The sequence below is a fragment of the Zhenhengia sp. genome (genome assembly GCF_046966505.1).
Taxonomy (GTDB): Bacteria; Bacillota; Clostridia; order Lachnospirales; family Cellulosilyticaceae; genus Zhenhengia; species Zhenhengia yiwuensis.
In genome coordinates this window covers 286,342-310,479 of record NZ_JBKVCH010000003.1, presented here as the reverse complement: position 1 = coordinate 310,479, position 24,138 = coordinate 286,342, and the positions used below count along the sequence as shown (strand labels likewise).

Genomic DNA, 24,138 nt, shown 5'->3' with positions numbered 1-24,138 from the left:
TATAGTTTATAAATACGGGGGTTATTTTTTATGAATATAAAAGCAAGTAATGTGCAGAAGATTTTAATTGTAGATGATGAACAAGATATACGTCAGATTTTAACTATACTCCTTACGGGAGAATGCTATGAAGTGGTATGTGCGTGTAATAGCGAGGAAGCTATAAAATTAGTGGATGAGACTATAGCGCTCATTCTATTAGATGTAAATATGCCAGGAAAATCTGGTTTTGTAGCCTGCTCAGAGATTAGACAAAGATGGCAGGTACCTATTTTATTTTTGACAGCTTATGGACAAGAATCAGATAAAGCTATGGGCTTTTGTGCAGGTGGCGACGACTATATTACAAAGCCTTTCTCAAATACAGAATTGTTACTTAGGGTAAAGGCGCTTCTAAGACGTTGCTATGTTTATCAACCTATGCCTATTAAAGATAGTCTTATACTAAGTGTAGGAGACTTATGCCTAGATGAAGAAACTCAAAAGGTTACAGTAGCGGGAGTAGAAGTTATCCTAACTTCTACGGAGTATAATATTTTACATTTACTTTTAACCCACCGTAAAAAAGTTTTTTCTATGGAGAATATCTATAAGAGTATTTGGGAAGAAGATGGGACAGTGGTAGGCGATAATGCAGTTATGGTTCATATTAAGAATTTACGTAAGAAAATAGAAAAGGATACAAGGCATCCACGCTATATTAAAACAGCCTGGGGAAAGGGTTACTACATTGACTAAGAAATTAAGTTTAGAAATTATAGGGTATATAATCATCGCTGCAATAGGTGCTATTTTTTCATATGTTTTTATTCATACAGCTGCTTTATCTATGGGAAGTAAGGTATTAATACGTTCGGAAAAGTTTCAGGCCTATATTAAAGAAGGGGCTTTGGAACTTGTGACTCTTTTACAAAGTTCTGAAGGAGAAGAATTTCCTATAGGTAGCTTATTAACATGGAATGTTGAGTATCCAGAACTACAAATTAGTTTGTATAGGGAGGATAAGCTCTATTATACAAGCCCGGATTTGACGGCAAGTCATTATGGTCTGGAAGATTTTTATACTTTTGAAGTCAAGACACCTTATGGGAGGGAAAGTGTAAAGTTATATCCTTGTTATACTAAGCAGTTTGTCATGCAGGTAGGCATTATGAGTAGGATGGCTTCAGGAATGCTTTTTATCTTCTTCGTACTTTTTATGTGCCATTATAAGTTTAAGTATTTGCTTAGAATAAGCGAAATACTTAAACTTATGGAAAGTGGAGACCTAAAAAAGCGTATTCCGCTTGAAGGGGAAGATGAACTGACGCAAGTAGCACGTCATATTAATGCGTTAGCGAGTCGTATTGAACAGGAAATAGAAGAAGAGAAAAGGCTTAGAGCACAGAATATGCAGATGGTTTCTTCCCTTTCTCATGATATTCGAACACCATTAACTGCAGTTATGAGCTATTTGGATTTTTTAGAAAAAGGAGCTTATAGTTCTTCTAGCCAGATGGAAGAGTATATACACATTGCTAGCCAAAAAGCACTTCAGATTAAAGGTGTCACAGATACACTTTTTAGTTATGTAGGTACATCTAAAAGAGGGATGACTAAGAAAAATCAGCTATTTGAAGCACATATTTTGGCAGACCAGATTTTATTAGAAATAGATGATTGGTTAGATAGTTGTGGTTTTAATGTAACTTATGAAAATACTATGACAAAAGGTGATACACTTAGTATAGATGTAGTTTTATTAAGACGTGTACTAGATAATTTTTGTTCTAATATTGAAAAGTATGCAGATAAAATGAAGCCTGTACAAGTCTCCATAAAAAAAGAAAATCAGAAGTTTATTCTAAGTATAACGAACGCTATAAATCTTAAAGGTGTAGAGACAGAGAGTCATGGTATTGGACTTGAAAATTGCAAAGAGATTATAGAAAGTTATAATGGAAGCTGTAAGATTTGGCAAGATAAGTTGCAATTTCAAGTGGTTATGGAGCTTCCTCTACAGAATTCTTTAGAATTATCTATGAAGAATCTACAGAATTAACTTTTATAATAAGCTTATCAATTAAAGGAGGTGCTCCATATGGCACTAGGTATATTAGGGTTATTCTTTATAAGTATTTTATTTATTTCTATTATTACTATAATTACTACACTATTTAGCAAAAATTTAACAGTAATTCATACAGGATTTATTGTAACACTTGTACTTACAGGTATAATTATTTTTCTTACGGTAACAAGTTTGCCAACTAACTATATGACAAGTCAATTAGTAGGGTTATTACCAGGCATACCAGCTCTTGCAGCTATTTTAATGAGCTTTCAAAATAAAGAGTATGGCGTGAGTAGGGCAGCTAGAATTGTAGCTTGCATAGGACTTGCAAGTAGTGTATATTGTTTCATTTTTCTTTAAAGAGGCCTAAATAGAAGTAAAGGTAAAAATTTATTTTTACACCTTTACTTCTATTTTTTTGTTTATACTTTTGAAATGCTATGCTACAATACACTCAAAATAAATGACATCTAAGGAGGACTTAAAATGCAGTTAGATAGATTGTATATGGATAAGATGTATGGTGGATGGATTGGGAAAATTATCGGTGTCATTCATGGTGCCAATGTAGAAGGATGGGAGTATCAAAAGATAAAAGATACTTTTGGTGAGATTACCACTTATCCATTTACATATAAAAACTTCTGTGCCGATGATGATATTAATGGGCCAATGCTTTATATAAGAGCGCTTCAAGATTTTAATTATAATAAGGCGTTATCAGCTGAGGATATGGCACATACTTTGACCAATTATGTAGCAGATGGACATGGATTCTTCTGGTGGGGGGGCTATGGTGTATCTACTGAGCATACAGCATATGAAAACCTTATGAATGGTATACCAGCACCTAGATCAGGGTCTATTGCGCAAAATGGTGTAACAATGGCAGAACAGATTGGCGGACAGATTTTTGCAGATGGATGGGGCTTCTTATGTCCGGGAGACGAGAAATTGGCTGCAAGCCTTGCTATGAAAATGGCAAGTGTAACTCATGACGGTAATGGCATATATGGAGCAGCTTTTGTGGCAGCATGTATTGCTAAGGCTTATGTATGTGATGATATTGAAGAAATTATAAGAACAGGACTTAGCCTCATTCCAGCAGATTGTGAGTATCGAGTTGTTGCTGAAGATGTAATCAGATATGTTAAGGAAAATCCAGCTGATTGGAGAGCTGCTTTCCATTATGTAGAAAAACACTATGGTTATCAGCATTATGAAGGGGTATGCCACATTATTCCTAATGCAGCAGTCATGGTACTTTCTATGATGTATGGCGAAGGAGACTACTCTCGTACGATTAATATTTGTAATATGTGTGGATGGGACACCGACTGTAATGTAGGAAATGTAGGAAGTATTTTAGGTGTTATGAACGGCATATCTGGCATTGATAATAGTTGGCTTCCTCAAATTGGTGATTTTGTATGTGCATCAGGTAGCTTAGGTTACCTCAATATTCAAAACGTGCCTCAAATTGCGACACTTACAGCTAAGACAACACATGAAATGTATGGTATAGAGCCAAATGAAATGTGGCAAGAACTCTTTAGCCATGAGGAAGGCAAATACTTTAACTTTGAGTATCCAAAATCTACTTTTGGTATAAGAGCAGATTTTGCTGGTAAGCCAAATGTAATCCTTACAAATGTAGATGATGAGTGCTATAAAGGGACACGTTCTTTACGTGCTACAGTACCTGTTTTAGGAAATGGAGATAAGTTTAAGCTTTATTATAAAACTTACTATACACCAAGTGATTTTGATGATAGCCGCTATGATCCAGACTTCTCACCTATTGTATTCCCTGGGGATGAAGTAAAAGCTAGAATTAAGGTAAGTGGAAATCAACAAGGGACGGTGAAAGTTGTACCTTATGTACTAGACCGTATGACAGGAAATATTATGGAAAGTGAAATAAGTTTTCTTGTAGATGAGAAAGAATGGAAAGAAGTAAGCTTTAAAATTCCAGAAGCTACGGATATGATTGTAGAAGAGATTGGTTTCTATATCATTTGTGTAAGAGGTAATATGGCTATGCGTCAGTTCTCATTAAGCGTTAACTTAGATGAGATGGAAATCATTAGTCATAGTAACTATGCAATGCATTTAGGTAAGCTGCCAAATGAAAAATGGAATCCAATTCATGAATTACCAGCCCATCTTACATTCTTAAGAGGTATCTTTAGAGTAGAAGAAGACATGCTTATGGCAAGTGGTAGCAGTAAACCTGTTGAAGCTTACACAGGTAATTTACATTGGAGTGATTATAAGCTTGAAGCTACATTAAAACCTTTATTAGGTGACCATCACCATGTGCTTGTAAGAGTACAAGGGGGTAATCGATGTTATGCTGTTGGACTTGCACCAGAAGGTAAACTTGCTCTTTATAAAAAATATGAAGATTATACAACGCTTCATGAAGTAGATTTTGAGTGGCAACATGGTGAGGTATATACATTAGAAATTACTGCAAAAGACAATAAAATCACAGTAAGCGTAGCAGGAAGTGAAGTTCTTACATATGAGGATACAGATAGAACTTATGGACATGGATGTATTGGATTTGGAAATAATCATGCAAGCCGTACAGGATTTATAAGCTATAAATTACAGGAAATAAAATAAGAGTGGATTAGGAAGGCTGTGTGATGCTAAACTTCTAGGCAAATGGGAAGGGAGAAACGAAAGCTATAAAAATAGAGAACCTATACAAAATTATTTTTTGTATAGGTTCTCTATTTTTTGTGTAGAGATGAGTTTAGTGATTAAGTACTTCTTCCAATGATGGAATGGAGGACTGAGCGCCTACGCGGGTCACAGTGATGGAAGCAACTTTATTACCGAAAGTAATGGCTTCATCAATGGTTTTACCCTGTGAAAGGTAAGTAGCAATAGCACCATTAAAGGAATCGCCTGCAGCTGTTGTATCAATAGCATGAGCTGGGAAACCTTTAAAATGAGCAGTACGTTCTTGGTTAACAAGAAGTGCACCACGAGGGCCAAGTGTTGTAATAACATTTTTTACGCCTTTTGCAATAAGAGACTGGCAAGCCTTTTCTATATTTTCAAAAGTATCTGCTTGTATACCAGATAAGGTAGTAAGCTCCGTTTCATTTGGTGTAAGATAGTCAATTTTAGATAAAATATGATCTGGAATAGTATCTGGTGCAGGTGCAGGGTTTAGAATAATAGTTTTGCCTAGACTATGAGCAAGATCTATAGCGTAGTAAAGGGTTTCTTCAGGAATTTCCATCTGGAGTAAGACAATATCGCTATGATGCATGAGGTCCATATGAGCATCGATGGCCGCATGATCTACTTTAGCATTGGCATTAGGAAGAACAACAATAGTATTATCTCCTTCGCTATTCACATAAATGAGTGCTAGACCTGTTTTATTATTTTCAAGCTGAGCAATAGCATCAGTATGCACATGAGCTTTCTTAAGTGTTTGAATTAAAGTTTGACCGTCTTCATCAGTGCCTACAGCACCAAGCATGTAAACATGGCCGCCTAAATTACTTGCAGCAAAAGCTTGATTTGCGCCTTTGCCACCAGGTACAGCAAGTGAAAATTCACCTGTAAGTGTTTCTCCTGCAAGAGGAGTGCGTGGCACCTTAATAATCCAGTCCATATTTAAGCTTCCGATGACAAGAATATTTGATGATTTCATAAGAATCTCCTTAACGTAAACGTTTTCTTTAATTACTTATACTACTGATTAAGGGAATAAATGTCAATAACAATAAAAAAGCTATTAATTTATGGAAAATCGTATAAAGTGAATAAACTTAAAAAAAACGTTCGGATTTAGTTGACGTAAAAAGTTCGGGATGCTAGAATGAAGTAAACGTTATACTAAAACGGTTACTTAAGAGCAATAAAAAGTTTAATATATTACATAATGGAGGACTTGAAATGAAACGTATACTAGCAGCATTATTAGCGGGCACAATGGCAGTAACATCACTTGTGGGTTGTAGTAGTGAAGAAGGTTCTACACCAGTACAAGGAAATCAAGAGGTAAGTACAGAAGATGCATTAAAAGTAGCTCTTTTAATTCCAGGAAATTTAGGAGATAAATCTTTCTACGATGCGGCTAACAACGGTGTTAAAAAGGTAGAGGAAGAACTTGGTGCAGAAGTTAAAGTTGTAGAAATGGGAACAGATCAAACAAAATGGGAACCAACTGTACTTGATTTTTCGGAGCAAGACTGGGATATTATTATATCAGGTTCATGGGATATGACGCCTATCTTTAACGAAATTGGTGAACTTTACCCAGATAAAAAATACATTAACTTTGATACATCAGAGCCAGAAGTAGTAGATAATGTATATTCTATGTTCTATCGTACAAATGAGCTTGCATTCTTAGCTGGTTCACTTGCAGCTATTGAGGCAGAAGAAAAAGGACAAAATACAATTGGTTTCATTGGTGGTATGGATAACCCAGGAATTAATGACTTCTTATTAGGTTATATTGAAGGTGCACAGCACGTTAATAAAGATATTAAAGTCGCAACAGCTTATGCTGGAAGCTTTGTAGATGCTACAAAAGGTAAAGAAGTAGCCATTTCTATGTACAACCAAGGTATCGATATTATCTTCCAAGTAGCAGGTCAAACAGGACTTGGTGTAATCGACGCAGCTAAAGAGTTAGACAAATATGTAATTGGTGTAGACTCTGACCAAGCTTTAGCCTTCATGGAAAGTGATAAAGAAAAAGCAGAACATGTTGTAACATCAGCCATCAAAAAAATCGACGAATCTATTTTAAGAGCAGTTAACATGCATGTAGAAGGTACACTTCCATACGGCAGTCACGAAGTGCTTGGCGTAGCTGAAGGTGGGGTAGGTCTTGCAAAAAATGAGATTTACAAATCACTTGTAAGTGAAGAAAATCAAGCTAGAATTGAGGCTATTGAAGCTCAAATTACAAATGGTGAAGTAGAAGTATCAACTGCTTTTGGTCTTAGCAACGAAGAAATCGCAGCAAGAAGAGATGCAGTTCGTCCATAATTTTTAAATGTATAGGGGTATGGCATTTAGAAAAATGCTACGCCCCTTTTTTAGAAAGGAGCCAGTATGTCTAATTATCTTTTACAAATGAACAATGTTACAAAAGTGTATGACAACGGTGTGGTTGCAAACAAAGGCATTAACTTTTCTTTAAAAGAAGGAGAGATTCATGCACTGGTAGGAGAAAATGGTGCAGGTAAATCTACACTTATGAAAATGCTTTTTGGTATGGAAAAGCCGACGGAAGGAAAAATTCTTTTAAGAGGTAAAGAAATGCATTTTAGCTCTTCAAAGGATGCTATTGCAAGTGGAATTGGAATGGTACATCAGCACTTTATGCTCGTAGAGTCTTTTACTGTAGCACAAAATATTATGCTAGGTATGGAACCTAAAAAAGGGCTTTTTGTAGATGAGAAGAAAGCTATAGAATTTACTAATGCTTTAAGTGAGAAATATAACTTAAAAGTAGATGCTACAGCAAAAGTAAGTGATATTTCAGTAGGAATGAAACAAAAAATTGAGATTTTAAAAGCACTAGCTAGAGGAGCTAAGATCCTTATTTTAGATGAGCCAACAGCAGTTTTAACACCACAAGAAACAGACCTTCTTTTTGAAGAACTTATTAATCTTAAAGAGCAAGGACATACTATTGTTTTTATCTCTCATAAGTTAAGAGAGGTTAAAGCTATTTCTGATCGTATTACTGTTATGAGAGCAGGAAAATGGGAAGGCGTATTTGATACTAATACTGTTTCAGAAATGGAAATTAGTAATAAGATTGTAGGCCGTGATGTGGTTATTAAATATGATAAAAAGCCTATGAAATTAGGACCAGCTAAAATGAAAGTTAAAGGACTTCATTATCAAGGTGAAAGTGAAGTGCCAGTACTTAAAGATATTAACTTCAATGTACGTGGTGGTTGCATTTTAGGTATTGCAGGGGTTGAAGGAAATGGACAAGCAGAACTCATTGAAATCCTTACACGTCAGAAGAATATTGAAGGTGGCAGTGTAGAAATCAATGGTCAAAATATAAAAGATTTAACAGTTAAGAAGTTAAGAGATACAGGTTTTGGCTACATACCAGAGGATCGTTTAAGACAAGGAACGGCTAAAGAAGGTTCTATTAAAGATAATTATGTTTCTAATATTTATGATCATAAGAAATTCTACAAAGGAATTTTCTTTAATCATAAAGAAGCTATTCGTTTAGCAGAAAAAGCTATTGCTGACTATAAAGTAAGATGCTTTGGCTATAGCCAAAAGATTGCGATGCTATCAGGTGGTAATATGCAAAAGGTTGTTGTTGCACGTGAGTGTGATATTAACCCAGAAGTCCTTATTGCAGAACAACCAACACGAGGCGTAGATATTGGGGCGGCACAAATTATTCATGAAAAACTTATTGAATTACGTGATGCAGGATGTGCTGTACTTCTTATGTCAGCTGACCTTAACGAACTTATGGAGCTGTCTGACTCATTACTTGTTATGTACAATGGTGAGATTACAGCTTACTTTGAAGATACAAAAGATGTAACAGAACATGAACTTGGATTATGTATGTTAGGGATTAATAAACATGATCAGACTAGAATCAGGGGGGCTTTAAGTGAATAGAGAACAGAGATTTAACTTCATTCGTACCTTAGTATCTGTATTCATTGCGATTGTACTTGCATTCGGTATGATTCTCCTTATTAGTGATCAGCCGTTAGAAGCGCTTAAAACATTCGTACTTGGACCATTATCTAATAAACGATACATAGGAAATATTATAGAAATGGCAATACCACTTATCTTTTCAGGTCTTGCTATGTCAGTTGTTTTCCAAGCTTCTTTATTTAACCTAGGAAGTGAAGGGATTTTCTACATTAGTGGTGCGGTATCAGCAGCAGTAGCAATCTTTGTACCAATGCCAACTATTTTCCATCAGCTTGTAGTTATTATGGCAGGTGCCATGGTAGGGGCAGTGGTTGCTTTTATTCCAGGTGTGATGAAAGCAAAATGGAATGCAAGTGAACTTGTAACTTCCCTTATGCTTAATAATATTGTATTTGGTATAGGGCTTTATTTCCTTAACTATAAGTTAAGAGATATTAATGCTATGTCAGTTGTATCTTATGAGATGCAAGAATCAGCACTCTTACCACGTATTATTCCAGGAACACGTATTCACTTTGGTCTTATTATTGCTTTAGTGGCAGTAGCAGTTGTTTATATGATTTTATATAAGACTAAGTGGGGCTATGAAATCCGTATGACAGGACTTAATGCTGAGTTTGCGAAATACTCAGGTATTAATACTTTTAAAGTTATTATAATTGCTCACCTTTTATCAGGCATTATTGCTGGTATGGGTGGTGCTATTGAAACAATCGGGATGCATAAAAGATTTGAATGGACGATGCTTCCAGGTTATGGGTTTGATGGTGCACTTGTTGCTATGTTAGCACGTAATAATCCAATTGGTGTTATTGGCGCAGCACTTTTCCTAGCTTATATCAGGGTAGGTGCTGATCTCGTAGCGAGACTTTCAGATGTACCAGCAGAGATGATCGGTATTTTGCAAGGGGTTATCATCCTCTTTATTTCGGCAGAGAGATTTCTTGCACGTTATAAACAAAAAATGATTTTAAAGGAGGCAAAATAAATGAGTGAGATTATGGATTTACTCTTTACATCAGAATTTGCTTACTCCATTATTAGGGTAACAACTCCTATTTTATTTGCAGCCTTAGGGGCAGTTATTGCTAATACAGCAGGGATTGCCAATATTGCTTTAGAGGGGCTCATGCTGATTGCAGCACTTGTAGGGGTTATTGTAAGTGCTTTTACAGGAAGTGCATGGCTTGGCCTTATAGCAGCAGTACTTTCAAGTGTAGCTTTTGCAGGTGTGTTAGCATTCTTTACACTTTACTATAAAACAAATGTAATTCTTGGAGGGATTGCCCTCAACTTATTCGCAAGTGGCGGGACAGTTTTCTTCCTTTATCTTTTTGCAAATGATAAAGGAACTTCAGCAGCTCTTGCAAGTAAAGTATTACCAACTATTCATATTCCAATTTTAAAAGATATTCCTGTCTTAGGTGCTATTTTATCGGGGCATAATATTTTAACTTATATGGCAGCTGTAGCAGTGGTTGTGATTTATCTAATGTTTAAAAAGACAGCTTTTGGTTATCGTTTAAAAGCTGTAGGAGAAAATCCTAATGCTGCAGATTCAGTGGGGATTAACGTTATGCGTACAAAGACTATTGCACTTCTTTTAAGTGGTGCACTTGCAGGTCTTGGTGGTGCCTTTATGTCTATGGGGTATGTATCATGGTTTGCAAGAGATATGGTGGCTGGACGCGGATGGATTGCTATCGCGGCAGAAGCTATGGGGCAAAGTTCAACAATAGGAACAACTATTACGTCCCTTTTATTTGGGGCAGCTGATGCTACAGCCAATGCATTAGGTACAGTAGGTATTCCATCAGAACTTTTACGTATTTTACCATACGTTGTAACGCTACTAGGGCTTTTAGCTTATGCGCTTTCTGAAAATCGTAAAAAGAAAAGAAGATCAAAAGGAGCCTAAAATATGAGAAAAGATTTAATAATAGACTGTGATCCAGGACATGATGATGCAACGGCTATTTTTATGGCTCTTGCACATAGTGATCAATATAACCTGCGTGCTGTAACAACAGTATGTGGAAATAATACTTTAGAAAAGATAACAAAAAATGCACACTATATCTTATCTGTAGTGAAGTCAGAGGTAGAAGTGGCGAAAGGACCAGAAACACCTCTTATTAATGAACCCATTATTTCAGCAGAGTTCCATGGTGATAGTGGGATGGATGGCCCAACTTTAGAAGTTGAGACAACCTCTAAGGATTCTGATAAAAGTGCAGTAGAACTTATGGCAGACATTTTAAGAGATGCTAAAGAGAAAGTAACGATTTTAGCACTTGGGCCGCTTACAAACGTAGCTCTTTTGATTAAAGCTTATCCACAATACTTACACAAAATAGAGAGAATTTCTCTAATGGGTGGAGGAGTCTGTCACGGGAATATTACACCATATGCAGAGTTTAATATTTACGTCGATCCAGAAGCAGCACAAATTGTATTTAGTTCAGGTCTTCCGATTGTAATGTGTGGTCTAGATGTAACAGAACAAGTTGAGATTCTAAAAGAAGATTATGAATATCTTAGAAAGCATAGTGATGCAGGAAGAGTTTTTGCAGAGCTTATGGATTTCTACATTAAAGGTAGCCCTGCTTTTGGAGCAACAGGCTGTGTGATGCATGACCCATGTGCTATGGCCTACCTTATTGATGAAAGCCTCTTTGAAGGTAAACAGGCAAGAGTACATGTAGACTTAGTGGGTGAAACACGAGGTCGTACAGTAGCTGACTATGAAAGTCATGAAGCTAATACATTTGTTATTTTAAAGGCAAAAAGTAATGAAGTAGCCAATGTGATTTTAAAATCTATCGAATCTTTATAAAAATAAAATCCCTAGGAAGTATATACTTCCTAGGGATTTTATTTTAACAATTCATGGATGCTTGAAATATGTAGAATATATGTAGATTTTTATTGTATAATGAATACTATGAGTAAGTAAGAGTGAATGGAGGAGAAGCTGATGAATAAGTCTATTTCTCTTAAAGTAATGAGTTTTAATATGAAGCGCAATTATTTATCTTTTGGTATGAATAAATGGCTATATAGAGCTGTTCGTATTGAAAAAATTATAAAAGAATATAAACCAGATATTATAGGAACACAAGAGCTAACAAGAAAGGCACTTCAAGATATGCAGCGTATGCTTCCAGAATATGATTATGTAGGCATGGGAAGAAATGGTGGCGATAAAGGAGAATATACAGCCATTTTTTATTTAAAGGATAAATTTATTTTAAATGAGGAGCATACATTTTGGCTTTCTAGTACACCAGAGAGGCCAAGTCGTGCTTGGTTCGCAGCATTTCCACGGATTTGTACAACATGTAATTTGTCTTTTAAAGATAATAAGGAGCAAAGGCTAAGCATTTTTAATACGCATCTTGATCATATGAGTTATTGGTCCAGAATCAATAGTCTTAAACTGATTACAAATAAAATTCATGAGCAGTATATGAAGAGTTCTGATTCTATTCTTTTTATGGGGGACTTTAATGCAACGCCTACAAGTAGAACATTCCGTAAATGGGATCAAGAAAGAGATTCTGAAAAAAGGATATCTCTTATAAATCTCTATACAGTCAGACAAGATTTAAAAGATGGATCTATAGGCCGAAGTTATCATGGATTTAAGGGAAGCGTACAAGGGAAGCCTATAGATTATATTTTTGTAAGCCCTGACCTAGATATTGAAGAGGTAAAGATATGCCGTGATAGAATCAATGAGCACTTTCCATCTGATCACTATCCTGTTATTGCAAAGTTAGCTTGGCAATATAGGTGATGTGTAAATTTAAAATAAATATAAACTAAAAACACACTAAAAAACTTTATTTTATAAAGGATTTTTAGTGTGTTTTATTATGGAATACATCCTTAATTTTAGGTTATGTTTACAGAATAAATTATAATAGGTAGAAAGAGCTTGTAACTTTTTACTTTTTAAGAAACGGGAAAAAATTTATGGTGAAAAGAAGGAAGTTGACAAATAAGAAAAATAAGATAAAATATATAGCATGCTATATATTTGGAGGATAAAAAAGTGAAATGTACAGATCATCATCAGCATATAGGGTTCTTAATTAAATGCATTGATAAGACTATTGTTAATGAAATTAATAAGGAGTTAGAAAAATATGATATAACAGCAGTACAACAGGAAATTCTCGTTTATTTATATTTTTCAAAAAATCAAGGACCTGTGTATCAAAAAGATATTGAACACTATCTAAGGTTGTCCAATCCAACTGTGGCAGGTATTGTAAAACGTCTAGAAAGCAAGAAGATGATAAATCGTTTTCCGGCAAAAGAAGATGGTCGTTTTAAATGTCTAGTACTTACAGAAAAAGGTGAAGAAGTTGTACTTGAAACTTTAAGTATTGGTCCTAATAAGATAGAAGGCTATTTAACAAAAGGATTAAACCAGGAAGAGCGTAAGGAACTGGTGACACTGTTAAATAAAGTGCTTAAGAGCATAAAATAGATAATTATCAGTAAATAGATAGCTTGCTATATAGTTGTTATACCGGTATATAGACAGAATTAAAACAACAAGAGGGGTGACTAGAATGATTAAAAAACTTATGCCGTATATGAGTAAATATAAAAAGGCACTAGGCCTAGCTGTCATGTTTGCAGCATTAGAAGCGGTATTTGAGTTGTTGATTCCATTAGTAATGGCTCGTATTGTAGACGTTGGAATTAGTACAGGAGATATGAGCTATACAGTAATGATGGGTATACTTATGGTTGTAATGGCACTTATTTCATTAAGCTTTGGATTAGCACTTTCTAAGTATGCAGCTATTGCGGGGCAAGGATTAGGAGCGGAGCTTCGTGAAGCTGAATATAGAAAAATACAGACTTATTCCTTTAAAAATATTGAGAAGTTTAGTACAGCTTCTTTAATTACACGTTTAACAACAGATGTTACAGCAGTACAAAATGCTGTAACAATGGGAATTAAATTATTAGTTCGTGCACCAATGATGCTTATTTGTGCATGTATTTTAGCAACGCTCATTAGTCCTAAATTAGCATTAATTTTCCTTGTTTCAATGCCAGCATTAATTTGTGCTATAGGTTTTATTATTATGAAAGTAAGACCTAAGTTTGAAATGATGCAAAAACGTATTGACCAAATGAATACGACTGTTCAAGAAAACTTAGTAGGTATTCGTGTGGTTAAGGCATTTGTTAGAGCAAAGAAAGAAAAAGAAAAGTTTAAAAAGAGTAATGACGAATTAAGAATGGCATCAGAGGGTGCATTTAGCATTGTTGTATTTAGTATGCCAGTAATGCAACTTGTAATGTTTGCAAGTATTATTGTTATTTTATGGAATGGTGGGCATTTCGTCTATAATGGAGAGCTTACTATTGGGAATCTTACAAGTTTTGTTGTGTACTCTAATCAAATTTTAATTTCTTTAATGATGTTAGCTATGGCACTTATGATGATTTCACGTTCAATTGCATCAATAGCACGTATTATTGAGGTATTAGAAGAAGAAGTAGATATTAAGAACCCAGAAGTATCTCCTATTTTGGAAGTTAAAGATGGTGAGATTGAATTTAGGAATGTAAGCTTTAAGTATGAAGAAGATGGTGACCAAAATAATTTAGAAAATATAAATCTTAAGATTAAGGCAGGTCAAACAATAGGAATAATAGGTGGAACAGGATCAGGAAAAACAAGTCTTGTACAGCTTATTCCAAGATTATATGACGTAACCCAAGGAGAAGTATTAGTAGGTGGCGTTAATGTAAAAGATTATGAATTAGAAACACTTCGTAATGCTGTAGCTATGGTACTTCAAAAAAATACTCTATTTTCTGGTAGTATTAGAGAGAACCTTAAATGGGGGAATGAAAATGCTACAGACGAGCAAATAGATAAGGTATGTGAAGCTTCTTGTGCCAATGAGTTTATTAGCAGGCTACCAGGAGGCCTTGAGATGGACCTTGGCCAAGGTGGAGTCAATGTATCTGGCGGGCAAAAGCAAAGATTATGTATTGCAAGGGCACTTTTAAAAGAGCCTAAAGTACTTATATTAGATGATAGTACAAGTGCTGTGGATACTGCAACAGATGCTAAAATTAGGGCAGCATTTGGTAAGAATCTAAATGGAACAACTAAGATTATTATTGCACAAAGAGTTAATTCAATTTGTGAAGCAGATCAAATTATTGTATTAGATGATGGGAAGATTTGTGCAGTAGGTACCCATGATGAATTGATGATTCATAGTGAGATCTACCGCGATGTATACAATTCTCAACAGGAAGGAGCTGGTTTTAGTGAGTAAGGAACAGCAAATAAAGAAAACTAACAAGATGAAACAAACCCTTGGTAAGCTAGCTGGCTACCTAGGTAAATATAAATTAATACTTGTGCTTGTAGCATGTTTTATTGTAGTCAGCTCATTTTCTATGGTAGCTGGTACTTATTTCTTAAAGATTATTATTAATGACTATATCTTGCTTGGAGATTTTGCAGGACTTCTTAAAATGCTAGTGATACTGGGAAGTATCTACCTTGCAGGAGCAGCAAGTGCTTATATTTATTCACGTCTTATGGTACGTGTTGCACAAAGTACAATTCAAGATATTCGTACAGATTTATTTAATAAGATGCAACAACTTTCTATTGCATACTTTGATAGACATACACATGGTGACCTTATGAGTCTTTATACGAATGATATTGACAATATTAGTGAGGCACTTAATAATAGTTTAACTAATATTATTTCTTCACTTTTAACTTTTATAGGAATTATCATCATGATGGTTGTTTTAAGTCCGGTATTAAGTCTTGTGACATTTGTAATGCTTGCTTTGATGTTTGGCATTATCAAAATGTTTGGTAAGAAGAGTAAATATTACTTTGGTATGCAACAACAAAAAATGGCAGATGTAAATGGTTATATTGAAGAAATGATTGAAGGGCAAAAAGTTGTTAAAGTATTTTGCCATGAAGATCAAGCATTAGAAGACTTTAAAGGATATAATGAAGCATTAAGAGAGGCTTCAACAGGTGCACAAACTTATGCAGGGATGATGATGCCTGCACTTGGAAATTTAACACACATTAGTTATGCTATTACTTGTTGTATCGGTGGACTTATGACAATTGCAGGTGCTTTTGATGTAGGGTCACTTGTTTCATACTTACAATATGTGCGTCAAGTATCTCAACCTATTGCACAAGTATCGCAACAGGTTAATATGATTTTGGCTGCATTAGCAGGGGCAGAACGTATTTTTAATGTACTTGAAGAAGAACCAGAAGTAGATCAAGGTACAGTAACACTTTGTAAAGCTGAAGTAGATAGTAAGGATTGTTCTAAATTGACAGAAACGGATCAGTATACAGGTCACTGGGCATGGAAAATGAATGATGCACAAGGTACTTTAAAAGAACTTCGCGGGGATGTACAGTTTGAAAATGTAGTCTTTGGATATAATGAGAAGAAGACTATCTTAAAAGGTATTTCCCTTTATGCAAAACCTGGCCAAAAAATTGCCTTTGTTGGTTCAACAGGAGCAGGTAAAACAACAATTACCAACCTTATTAATCGTTTCTATGAAATTAACTCAGGAACGATTACTTATGATGGAATTGATATTAAAGATATTAAAAAAGATGACCTTAGAAAATCAATAGGTATTGTCCTTCAAGATACCCATCTTTTCACAGGAACAATTACAGAAAATATCCGTTATGGTAATCTACATGCTACAGATGAAGAGGTTATAGCAGCAGCAAAACTTGCCAATGCTCATAGCTTTATTAAGCATTTACCACATGGATACGATACTGTTCTAACAGGAGATGGAGAAGGGCTTTCACAAGGACAAAGACAGCTTCTTGCTATTGCTAGAGCAGCGGTTGCCAACCCACCTGTATTAATTATGGATGAGGCAACAAGTTCTATTGATACAAGGACAGAGAAGCTTATTGCAGCAGGTATGGACAAGTTAATGGAAGGCAGAACAGTATTTGTTATTGCACATAGACTTTCAACTATTCGCAATGCCGATGCAATTATGGTACTTGAACAAGGTGAAATTATTGAAAGAGGAAACCATGAGTCTTTATTAGAACAAAAAGGACGTTATTATCAACTTTATACAGGTAAAGCTCAATTACACTAAAAATAGAAGCTGTCGTAACACTCAATTAAAGAGTTGTTTGCGACAGCTTTTTGCACATAAGTATTTAATTTTTTCAAATAAGCATTTAAATTCATGTAAAATTATTTATAATAGGTTATAGGATTGCAATTTATTTTAATTATGAAACTTCTAAGGAGAATAAGTATGCGTAAAAAACCCAATATTATATTTATATTAACAGATGATCAAGGGGCATGGGCTATGAACTGTGCAGGTAATGCAGATATTAAAACACCAAATCTTAATTATTTAGCAGAGAGTGGTATAAGATTTGATAATTTCTTCTGTGCATCTCCTGTATGCTCACCAGCAAGAGCTTCTATTTTAACAGGATGTATTCCTTCACAGCATGGTGTGCATGACTGGATTCGCTCCGGAAGCTTAGATAAGGAAAAATTAGGGGAGAAGAAAAATGATCCTTACTATAGCAATGAAGATAGACCTATTCAATATTTAGAGGGCTTAAGAACTTATACAGATATTTTAAGTGAAAATGGCTATACTTGTGCACTAGCTGGAAAGTGGCATCTTGGAGATAGTATGACACCACAGCATGGATATTCCAAGTGGTTTACCATAGGCCGAGGAGGTTGTTATTACTATAAAGCAGATGTTATCGAGAATGGTGAAATCTATTATGAAAATCGTTATATTACAGATGTCATTACAAATAAAGCTATTGAGTATATTGAAGAGCTTAGTAGTAAAGAAGAGCCTTATTACATAAATGTCAATTATACAGCACCTCATGACCCTTGGGATGAAAATCAGCACCCGAAGGAATTTGTAGACCTTTACAGAGACTGTGAATTTAATGCAACACCAAATGAACCTATCCATCCAAATCAAATTCATAGCGCACCAATTGGCATAGGAGAAGAAAGAAAGAGACTCTTAAGAGGTTACTATGCTGCAGTAAGTGCTATGGATGCAGGTGTAGGACGAATTTTAGACAAGCTTAGAGAAAAAGGTGAACTTGAAAATACCATGATTATATTTAGTGCTGATAATGGTATGAATATGGGACATCATGGTATTTGGGGAAAAGGCAATGGAACTTTCCCGATGAATTTATATGACACAGCTGTTAAAGTACCTTTTATTATAAGTTATCCGAAGGCATTTGAAGGTGGCAAGATAAGTTTTGATATGGCAAGTCACTATGATATTATTCATACATTAGTAGATTGGCTGGAAATTGATGAAGAGCTGAGTGACCGCTTACCAGGTAGAAGCTTTAAATGCAGTCTTCTAGGAGAAGAGGCCGAGGATCAAAGCATTATCATTTTAGATGAATATGGTCCGAACCGTATGATTCGTACAAAAGAATGGAAATATATACATCGCTATCCTTATGGACCACACGAACTTTATCATCTAAGTGAAGATCCAGGAGAAAAGAATAATTTAATTGGCCAGTTAGAGTACAAGGAAATAGAAGAAAAACTTCGTAGTGAACTGGCGAACTGGTTTACTAAATATGCAGATCCAAAGTTAGATGCAGCAAAAGAAGCTGTAACAGGTTGTGGACAGCTTAGAAAAGCTGGTGTTTATTCTGAAGGAAAGATGACATACCATCCTCTTTAGTTTTCTAAAGAGGATTTTTTTATAGACTTTAACTTTAGATGAAGGTTTAGAATAAATAAATTGAAATACAAGATAAATTTGAAATATAATAATTTAGTAACTGAATCATACTAGAAGAAAGAAGAGACAAATATGGAAACTGATTTTTCAAAGGGAAGTGTCATAGGTAGTATATTAAAACTTGCTGTGCCTATGACATTAGCACAACTGATTAATGTACTCTACAATGTAGTAGATAGGATGTACATAGGGAGGATGCCAGAAAATGCTACTTTATCTTTAACTGGGCTAGGGTTAGCATTGCCTATTATTACAATTGTAATTGCTTTTGCCAATCTATTTGGTATGGGTGGTGCACCACTTTTTTCTATAGCAAGAGGGGCAGGGGAGGATGAAGAAGCAGAACATATTATGGGAAATGCTTTTGTACTACTCATAAGTTTTGGAATACTGCTTACTCTATTAGGCTTACTCTTTAAGAAACCCCTGCTCTTCTTGTTTGGAGCAAGTGAGTCAACCTTTCCTTATGCAAATGACTATATTACTATTTATCTTTTAGGGAGTTTATTTGTGATGATAGGACTAGGTATGAATAGTTTTATCAATGCGCAAGGATTTGGAAAAATAGGTATGCTAACTGTAGCTATTGGTGCTGTAGCTAATATTATTTTAGACCCAATTTTTATATTTGGTTTTAATATGGGGGTTCAAGGAGCAGCTTTAGCTACAGTTATTTCACAAATCCTATCAGCTATATGGATTATAAAGTTTTTAACTGGGAAGAAAGCTCTTCTAAAGCTTAAAGTAACTTGTTTTAAGCTTAAGAAGGAACGTGTCAAAAAGATAGTAGGTCTTGGATTATCAGGATTTATTATGGCTATTACCAATGGTGCTGTTCAGATTGTTTGTAATGCTAGTCTGCAGTTTTACGGGGGAGACCTCTATGTAGGGGTTATGACTATTATTAATACAGTAAGAGAATTAGTGACCATGCCTGTTTTAGGTGTCACCAATAGTGCTCAACCCGTAATAGGTTATAACTATGGTGCAAAGGCTTATAGTAGGGTTAAAATTGCTATCAAATTTATGTCAGGAGCATGTATTTTATATACATTAGTGGCCTGGGCTGTTGTACATGGTTTTCCAGCTTTCTTCATCCAAATTTTTAATCATGATGAAGCTATTATTCAGGCAGGTATACCAGCTATGAAGATTTATTTTTTCGGATTCTTTATGATGGCGCTTCAATTTGCAGGACAATCTGTATTTGTAGGACTCGGGAAGTCTAAGCAAGCTATATTCTTTTCCTTATTTAGAAAGGCCATTATTGTTATTCCACTTACACTTATTCTGCCGAGATTATTTGGATTAAATATAGCAGGTGTATTTATGGCTGAACCTATCTCTAATTTTATCGGAGGAGCGGCCTGCTTTATTACTATGTTGATGCTCATCTGGCCTGAGTTGAATCAGAATAAGACTTTGCAACAAAATATTTAGGTTGTATAGCCTAAAAGGTAGAATTATAGTAAGTAACAAGGTATACTAAAGGTATAAAAGATACGAGGGAGGGACTAGGATGCAACAACTTATAGAACGTGTAAATAGTCAAGTTACTAACTTTAAAGTAGAAGATTGGTTTATTTTTAAAATGGCTATTCTTATTGTAGGAGCTATTATAGGATGTAGTTTTTCTGACACCTGTAAGAAGCTTCGCCCATTACTTATAATAGTTTGGGTGTGTGCATTTACTTATATTATACTTCGCATTTTTATATTAGAAGAAAGTCCTTTAAAATTGGAAAAGTAATACTATTATAAAACTCCTTAGATTATAATCTAAGGAGTTTTATAATTTTTATAACGGATCAATTTGATAGAAAAATTTTAATAAGAAAAAGTTAGTAGTAAAAAATATATAAACTTATAAGTAAAATTATGCTGTGTTAGATTATTATATTGTTGTAATATAATATATGAATATGTATAATAAAGCTAGAATATGAAAAGAGGGGCAGAAATGAGGCGAGAGAATGAATTATCAGCTATTTCATGATATGATCAAAAAAATTGATGGTATCTTACATGTTAAAATACAATTTGATGAAGAGACTATAAAAGAGATACATATTGTAGCGGGGAATAATAGATCAGCTAAGCAAATTGTGAGGGATATAGAATCTACTCTATTAGCAGTATTTGATTATGAGATTGATCGCAAAATTATTAGTATTGCCCAAATAGATACAGAGATTGTAAAACCTATTAAGCGAATTAAGTATGAAGGACTTTCTATAGGTAATGAAGGTAATGAACTTCAATGCCAAGTAAAATTAGAGCATGAAGGGGAAATTCATTCTTGTATAAAACAGTGTATTAAAACAACACGTAATCGATATAACATTATTGCGAGAACAACAATTGGAGCCATAGAAGAAATTACAAAAGGTAAGTATATTTTTGATGTACAAGATACTTTTGTAATAGATAGTAAAGAGATTAGTTTTGCCTGCGTTATTGTTAATAGGATTGAAAAGGGCAAAGAAGATCATTTAATAGGAACAGCTTTAATTAGGGATGACATTAACGAAGCAATGGCTCGTGCAACCCTAGATGCAGTAAATCGGAAACTTACCGATTATTAATTTGGTATAGAGGCCAATTATAGAAAATGCAATAACCCTTTAGCGGAGAGGAAACATGACGGATGATTAGCGGAGGTCTGTTAATCTACATAAAGGGGGAAACACTGATGAAAAATACTATTATTAGATTAATGCCACTTGTATTTGCTTTAGTAGCACTTGCAATCGCTGGCGGATCAGAAATGACTTGGGTATTCTAATTATTCAGATATAATATCTATAATTGGCTTTTATATATAGAGGGGGATATTTAGTGAAAGGGTTACCTTTAGCGCAAAAGAGATTCTTTTGTAGTGTATATGCAATAGCACTGATTATATTATGGTATAGCTTGATACAAGGAAATTTGGTAGCTAAAATTGAAGATTATAGTAAGTTAATTTTCTTTATGGCTGTAATAGGATTAACAGAAAGTATTACTTTATATTTTAATAAGATATCATTTAGTACGACCTTTGCAGTTACTTTAGCAATGTATATTTTAATAGGACCTTTTGAAACACTAATTATTTGTCAAGTAGGTTATTTAATTAGAGTTTTAAAAATAGATAATGATACATATAAACATGTGTTTAATACACCTTGGTATGGTACACTATTTAATTGTAGTATTTTTTGTATTAGTTTACTAGTAGCTCATTGTGTTACAAATTATGTAACTAAGGGCATAACAATAAAAGATAGTATTTTATTTATTATACTATTTAGTGGTGTATATTTTATTGTAAATAAAATATTACTTGCAAGTATGATGAAGATCTATACAGGTCAAAGTTTAATATACTGCTTTATGAAAGATATTAAACTAGCTCTGTTAAATTATATTATTATGATTCCATTTGGAGTTATTCTTGTTTATTTATATACGCAATATAGTTACTGGGGAATTATCTTTATTTTGTTTCCGGTATTACTTGTTAAATATACTTTTACTTATTATGCAGATTCTCAGTCTCAGTTCATTCAGACTGTTGAATCTTTAATGAATGCCATAGAAGCAAGAGATAACTATACAGAAGGGCATTCACACCGTGTAGCAGAAGTGGCTGCTATTTTAGCAGAACGTATGGGATTTAATGAATGGAAGATAGAGAAGCTACGTATTGGGGCTATGTTACATGATGTAGGGAAAATAGGCATTAGTGATGCTATACTGAATAAGCCAGGGCAATTGACAGAAGAAGAATTTACAATTATTAAGAGTCATCCAATTATAGGTGAAGGGATTATTAAAGGAATTAAAAATTTTGATGATATTAGAATGATTGTGAGACATCACCATGAGCGCTTTGATGGAAAAGGGTATCCTGATGGTAAAAAAGGTGATGAATTACCATTAGAGGTATATATTATTCAAATAGCTGATGCTATAGATGCTATGGCAAGTGATAGGCCTTATAGAAAAGGATTACCTAAAGACGTTATTATAAAAATAATAGAAGAAAATATGGGTTCACAGTTTCATCCAAATGTAGCAAGGGCTTACTTAGAAATCGCACAAGACAGTACAAAATTAGATCAAATATGGGAGTAAACAATGTTTGGTATATCACTTATTGTTGCAATTATACTAGGGTATTTATTAAAAGGTAGATTGAGTCATCTAATAAATTTACAGATAAGAGGTATTTGGCTTATTCTGATAGGTTTCTTGTTAGAAAGAGGGCTAAATCTTTTATTAAAGATAGGTTGGATGGAGCTAGGAATTCTTACTTACCTATTAGATTTATTGATGTACATACTGATACTTATATTTATTTGGAGAAATAGTAGATTAAAACCTTTATGTGCTATGGGAATAGGCTTTGTAATGAATGCAATACCTATTTTTGCAAATGGAGGAGCTATGCCAGTGAGTCCTAAAGCCATGGACTATATGGGGATTTCTACTGATGCATCACTTACAGGTCTCTATAGTATTATGAGAGAAGAAACACATTTTAAAATTTTATCAGATATCATACCTATCTTTTTAGGCAAAGTAGGCTTTGTCATTAGTATAGGTGATATTGTACTTTGTATAGGGATGATTTGGTTAGTTATAAAAGGTATGAGAACTAAGCAATAAAAAAGAAGCTATTATCTTCTATTATAGGAAGATAATAGCTTCTTTTTTATCCTAGAGTTTTCATAATGGCTTCTAAAGCAGTAGTAAGACCTAAGCTATAAACTAATAAAGAAGCAGGTTTTCCTAGTACAATAATGGTAATAAATTTTTTGTAGGTCATTTTTGTAAGACCTGCTAGCATACATAAGAAGTCATCAGGAGCAACGGGCATAAAGATGGCAAGAGCAAAGAGTTTGTCAAAATGCTTGCCTCTATCAAGCCAGCTAATATATTTGTTATACGTTTTTTTAGACACTATAGTTTCAATAAGTGGTTTTCCATAATGGCGTGCAAGAATAAAGTTAATAAGTGAACCAAGTAAGATCCCTATGTAATTATAGATGAAACCATAAAAAGGACCAAATAGGATAATGCCAGCTACACAGCTTAGGCCACCTGGGATAATAGGAATAACACATTGAATAATTTGAATAAATATAAAAATAAGAGGTCCCCATATGCCAGCTTGACTAATCATATAAGAGAGTTGCTCAGCAGAAGAGAAGATACCGGCTTGATATCCATAAATAAGTAAAGTAATAGTAGCTAATATACCTATGATAGAGGATAAATTAATAAGTTTTTTTATAAAAGTTTGATTTATACCCATTTGAATCACCTTTAGTAGTTAGTTTGCATTTGCAAACCTTTTAATAATTCTAGAATAAGGGATAAATCTTAATATGGCCTGTAGAGAATTCTTAAAGATTCTTAAGAAATTAAGAAAGATAAACTAAGAATTGATTGTATGATGGAATTGCTCCGTAAGATGCATTCTTATAAACTGAAAAAGAAGATAAATAGAGAAAGTGTGGAGAGTAAAGTTGTAAAACAAAGGTTACGAGTTAATAGCTACTTTT

At 34.3% G+C, this 24,138-nt stretch carries 21 protein-coding genes; 19 read left to right on the top strand and 2 right to left on the bottom strand.

What is annotated here, in order from left to right:
• Positions 1 to 30: 30 nt before the first annotated feature.
• The 4 genes from ACLTBU_RS05505 to ACLTBU_RS05490 all read left to right on the top strand — a co-directional run bounded on the left by ACLTBU_RS05505 (position 31) and on the right by ACLTBU_RS05490 (position 4,684).
• Entirely contained in the window at positions 31 to 738 is a 708-nt protein-coding gene (locus ACLTBU_RS05505; protein WP_412218018.1) for a response regulator transcription factor, read from the top strand.
• A complete protein-coding gene (locus ACLTBU_RS05500; RefSeq protein ID WP_412218017.1) occupies positions 731 to 2,041 on the top strand; it encodes a histidine kinase dimerization/phospho-acceptor domain-containing protein in 1,311 nt (436 codons plus the stop codon). Before ACLTBU_RS05505 ends, ACLTBU_RS05500 begins: the two co-directional genes overlap by 8 nt.
• Before the next feature lie 39 nt (positions 2,042 to 2,080).
• A complete protein-coding gene (locus ACLTBU_RS05495) occupies positions 2,081 to 2,413 on the top strand; it encodes a hypothetical protein (protein ID WP_320650964.1) in 333 nt (110 codons plus the stop codon).
• A 126-nt stretch (positions 2,414 to 2,539) separates the two neighbouring features.
• The gene (locus ACLTBU_RS05490; protein ID WP_412218015.1) at positions 2,540 to 4,684 is read left to right on the top strand and encodes an ADP-ribosylglycohydrolase family protein; all 2,145 of its coding nucleotides are present in this window, start codon (positions 2,540 to 2,542) and stop codon (positions 4,682 to 4,684) included.
• Between the two features lie 133 nt (positions 4,685 to 4,817).
• Here ACLTBU_RS05490 and rbsK read toward each other — a convergent pair whose 3' ends face one another.
• Positions 4,818 to 5,732: a ribokinase gene (gene rbsK / locus ACLTBU_RS05485; protein WP_249333417.1), complete on the bottom strand. Its 915-nt coding sequence runs from the start codon at positions 5,730 to 5,732 to the stop codon at positions 4,818 to 4,820.
• Positions 5,733 to 5,977: 245 nt separating this feature from the next.
• Here rbsK and ACLTBU_RS05480 point away from each other — a divergent pair, with 245 nt between their 5' ends.
• From ACLTBU_RS05480 to ACLTBU_RS05410, 15 genes are all read left to right on the top strand, one after another.
• Positions 5,978 to 7,081 carry a BMP family ABC transporter substrate-binding protein gene (locus ACLTBU_RS05480; RefSeq protein ID WP_177671331.1) on the top strand — a complete coding sequence of 368 codons (1,104 nt, stop codon included), beginning with the start codon at positions 5,978 to 5,980 and terminating at the stop codon, positions 7,079 to 7,081.
• A 66-nt stretch (positions 7,082 to 7,147) separates the two neighbouring features.
• Positions 7,148 to 8,701, top strand: a complete 1,554-nt coding sequence (locus tag ACLTBU_RS05475; RefSeq protein ID WP_177671330.1) for an ABC transporter ATP-binding protein — start codon at positions 7,148 to 7,150, stop codon at positions 8,699 to 8,701.
• The gene (locus ACLTBU_RS05470; RefSeq protein WP_249333416.1) at positions 8,694 to 9,734 is read left to right on the top strand and encodes an ABC transporter permease; all 1,041 of its coding nucleotides are present in this window, start codon (positions 8,694 to 8,696) and stop codon (positions 9,732 to 9,734) included. Before ACLTBU_RS05475 ends, ACLTBU_RS05470 begins: the two co-directional genes overlap by 8 nt.
• Entirely contained in the window at positions 9,735 to 10,664 is a 930-nt protein-coding gene (locus ACLTBU_RS05465) for an ABC transporter permease (RefSeq protein WP_177671329.1), read from the top strand.
• 3 nt (positions 10,665 to 10,667) lie between these two features.
• Positions 10,668 to 11,582, top strand: a complete 915-nt coding sequence (locus ACLTBU_RS05460) for a nucleoside hydrolase (protein WP_177671328.1) — start codon at positions 10,668 to 10,670, stop codon at positions 11,580 to 11,582.
• Positions 11,583 to 11,723: 141 nt separating this feature from the next.
• Positions 11,724 to 12,545 carry an endonuclease/exonuclease/phosphatase family protein gene (locus ACLTBU_RS05455; protein WP_412218010.1) on the top strand — a complete coding sequence of 274 codons (822 nt, stop codon included), beginning with the start codon at positions 11,724 to 11,726 and terminating at the stop codon, positions 12,543 to 12,545.
• A gap of 258 nt (positions 12,546 to 12,803) precedes the next feature.
• Positions 12,804 to 13,244 carry a MarR family winged helix-turn-helix transcriptional regulator gene (locus ACLTBU_RS05450; protein WP_177671326.1) on the top strand — a complete coding sequence of 147 codons (441 nt, stop codon included), beginning with the start codon at positions 12,804 to 12,806 and terminating at the stop codon, positions 13,242 to 13,244.
• An 85-nt stretch (positions 13,245 to 13,329) separates the two neighbouring features.
• On the top strand, positions 13,330 to 15,066 hold the full coding sequence (locus tag ACLTBU_RS05445) for an ABC transporter ATP-binding protein (protein WP_249331068.1): 1,737 nt from the start codon (positions 13,330 to 13,332) through the stop codon (positions 15,064 to 15,066).
• Complete coding sequence (locus tag ACLTBU_RS05440) at positions 15,059 to 16,918, top strand: ABC transporter ATP-binding protein (RefSeq protein ID WP_412218007.1); 1,860 nt, start codon at positions 15,059 to 15,061, stop codon at positions 16,916 to 16,918. Before ACLTBU_RS05445 ends, ACLTBU_RS05440 begins: the two co-directional genes overlap by 8 nt.
• 165 nt (positions 16,919 to 17,083) lie before the next feature.
• On the top strand, positions 17,084 to 18,526 hold the full coding sequence (locus ACLTBU_RS05435; protein ID WP_412218004.1) for a sulfatase-like hydrolase/transferase: 1,443 nt from the start codon (positions 17,084 to 17,086) through the stop codon (positions 18,524 to 18,526).
• Between the two features lie 132 nt (positions 18,527 to 18,658).
• Positions 18,659 to 20,026 (top strand): MATE family efflux transporter, encoded by a 1,368-nt coding sequence (locus ACLTBU_RS05430; RefSeq protein ID WP_412218002.1) that lies wholly within the window; start codon positions 18,659 to 18,661, stop codon positions 20,024 to 20,026.
• A 79-nt stretch (positions 20,027 to 20,105) separates the two neighbouring features.
• Positions 20,106 to 20,336, top strand: a complete 231-nt coding sequence (locus tag ACLTBU_RS05425; RefSeq protein WP_249331069.1) for a hypothetical protein — start codon at positions 20,106 to 20,108, stop codon at positions 20,334 to 20,336.
• A 223-nt stretch (positions 20,337 to 20,559) separates the two neighbouring features.
• On the top strand, positions 20,560 to 21,171 hold the full coding sequence (locus ACLTBU_RS05420; protein WP_177671320.1) for a hypothetical protein: 612 nt from the start codon (positions 20,560 to 20,562) through the stop codon (positions 21,169 to 21,171).
• A gap of 253 nt (positions 21,172 to 21,424) precedes the next feature.
• A complete protein-coding gene (locus tag ACLTBU_RS05415; protein ID WP_412218000.1) occupies positions 21,425 to 22,705 on the top strand; it encodes an HD-GYP domain-containing protein in 1,281 nt (426 codons plus the stop codon).
• Positions 22,706 to 22,708: 3 nt separating this feature from the next.
• On the top strand, positions 22,709 to 23,239 hold the full coding sequence (locus ACLTBU_RS05410) for a DUF5317 domain-containing protein (RefSeq protein ID WP_177671318.1): 531 nt from the start codon (positions 22,709 to 22,711) through the stop codon (positions 23,237 to 23,239).
• A 46-nt stretch (positions 23,240 to 23,285) separates the two neighbouring features.
• On the opposite strand, the gene ACLTBU_RS05405 is transcribed toward ACLTBU_RS05410, so the two are convergent.
• A complete protein-coding gene (locus ACLTBU_RS05405) occupies positions 23,286 to 23,888 on the bottom strand; it encodes a TVP38/TMEM64 family protein (RefSeq protein WP_412217999.1) in 603 nt (200 codons plus the stop codon).
• Positions 23,889 to 24,138 lie beyond the last annotated feature (250 nt).

Coding starts and splice junctions, on each gene's coding strand:
- ACLTBU_RS05505 (WP_412218018.1), top strand. CDS start 31: ATGAATATAAAAGCAAGTAATGTGCAGAAGATTTTAATTGTAGATGAT.
- ACLTBU_RS05495 (WP_320650964.1), top strand. CDS start 2,081: ATGGCACTAGGTATATTAGGGTTATTCTTTATAAGTATTTTATTTATT.
- ACLTBU_RS05490 (WP_412218015.1), top strand. CDS start 2,540: ATGCAGTTAGATAGATTGTATATGGATAAGATGTATGGTGGATGGATT.
- rbsK (WP_249333417.1), bottom strand. CDS start 5,732: ATGAAATCATCAAATATTCTTGTCATCGGAAGCTTAAATATGGACTGG.
- ACLTBU_RS05480 (WP_177671331.1), top strand. CDS start 5,978: ATGAAACGTATACTAGCAGCATTATTAGCGGGCACAATGGCAGTAACA.
- ACLTBU_RS05475 (WP_177671330.1), top strand. CDS start 7,148: ATGTCTAATTATCTTTTACAAATGAACAATGTTACAAAAGTGTATGAC.
- ACLTBU_RS05465 (WP_177671329.1), top strand. CDS start 9,735: ATGAGTGAGATTATGGATTTACTCTTTACATCAGAATTTGCTTACTCC.
- ACLTBU_RS05460 (WP_177671328.1), top strand. CDS start 10,668: ATGAGAAAAGATTTAATAATAGACTGTGATCCAGGACATGATGATGCA.
- ACLTBU_RS05455 (WP_412218010.1), top strand. CDS start 11,724: ATGAATAAGTCTATTTCTCTTAAAGTAATGAGTTTTAATATGAAGCGC.
- ACLTBU_RS05445 (WP_249331068.1), top strand. CDS start 13,330: ATGATTAAAAAACTTATGCCGTATATGAGTAAATATAAAAAGGCACTA.
- ACLTBU_RS05435 (WP_412218004.1), top strand. CDS start 17,084: ATGCGTAAAAAACCCAATATTATATTTATATTAACAGATGATCAAGGG.
- ACLTBU_RS05430 (WP_412218002.1), top strand. CDS start 18,659: ATGGAAACTGATTTTTCAAAGGGAAGTGTCATAGGTAGTATATTAAAA.
- ACLTBU_RS05425 (WP_249331069.1), top strand. CDS start 20,106: ATGCAACAACTTATAGAACGTGTAAATAGTCAAGTTACTAACTTTAAA.
- ACLTBU_RS05420 (WP_177671320.1), top strand. CDS start 20,560: ATGAATTATCAGCTATTTCATGATATGATCAAAAAAATTGATGGTATC.
- ACLTBU_RS05410 (WP_177671318.1), top strand. CDS start 22,709: ATGTTTGGTATATCACTTATTGTTGCAATTATACTAGGGTATTTATTA.
- ACLTBU_RS05405 (WP_412217999.1), bottom strand. CDS start 23,888: ATGGGTATAAATCAAACTTTTATAAAAAAACTTATTAATTTATCCTCT.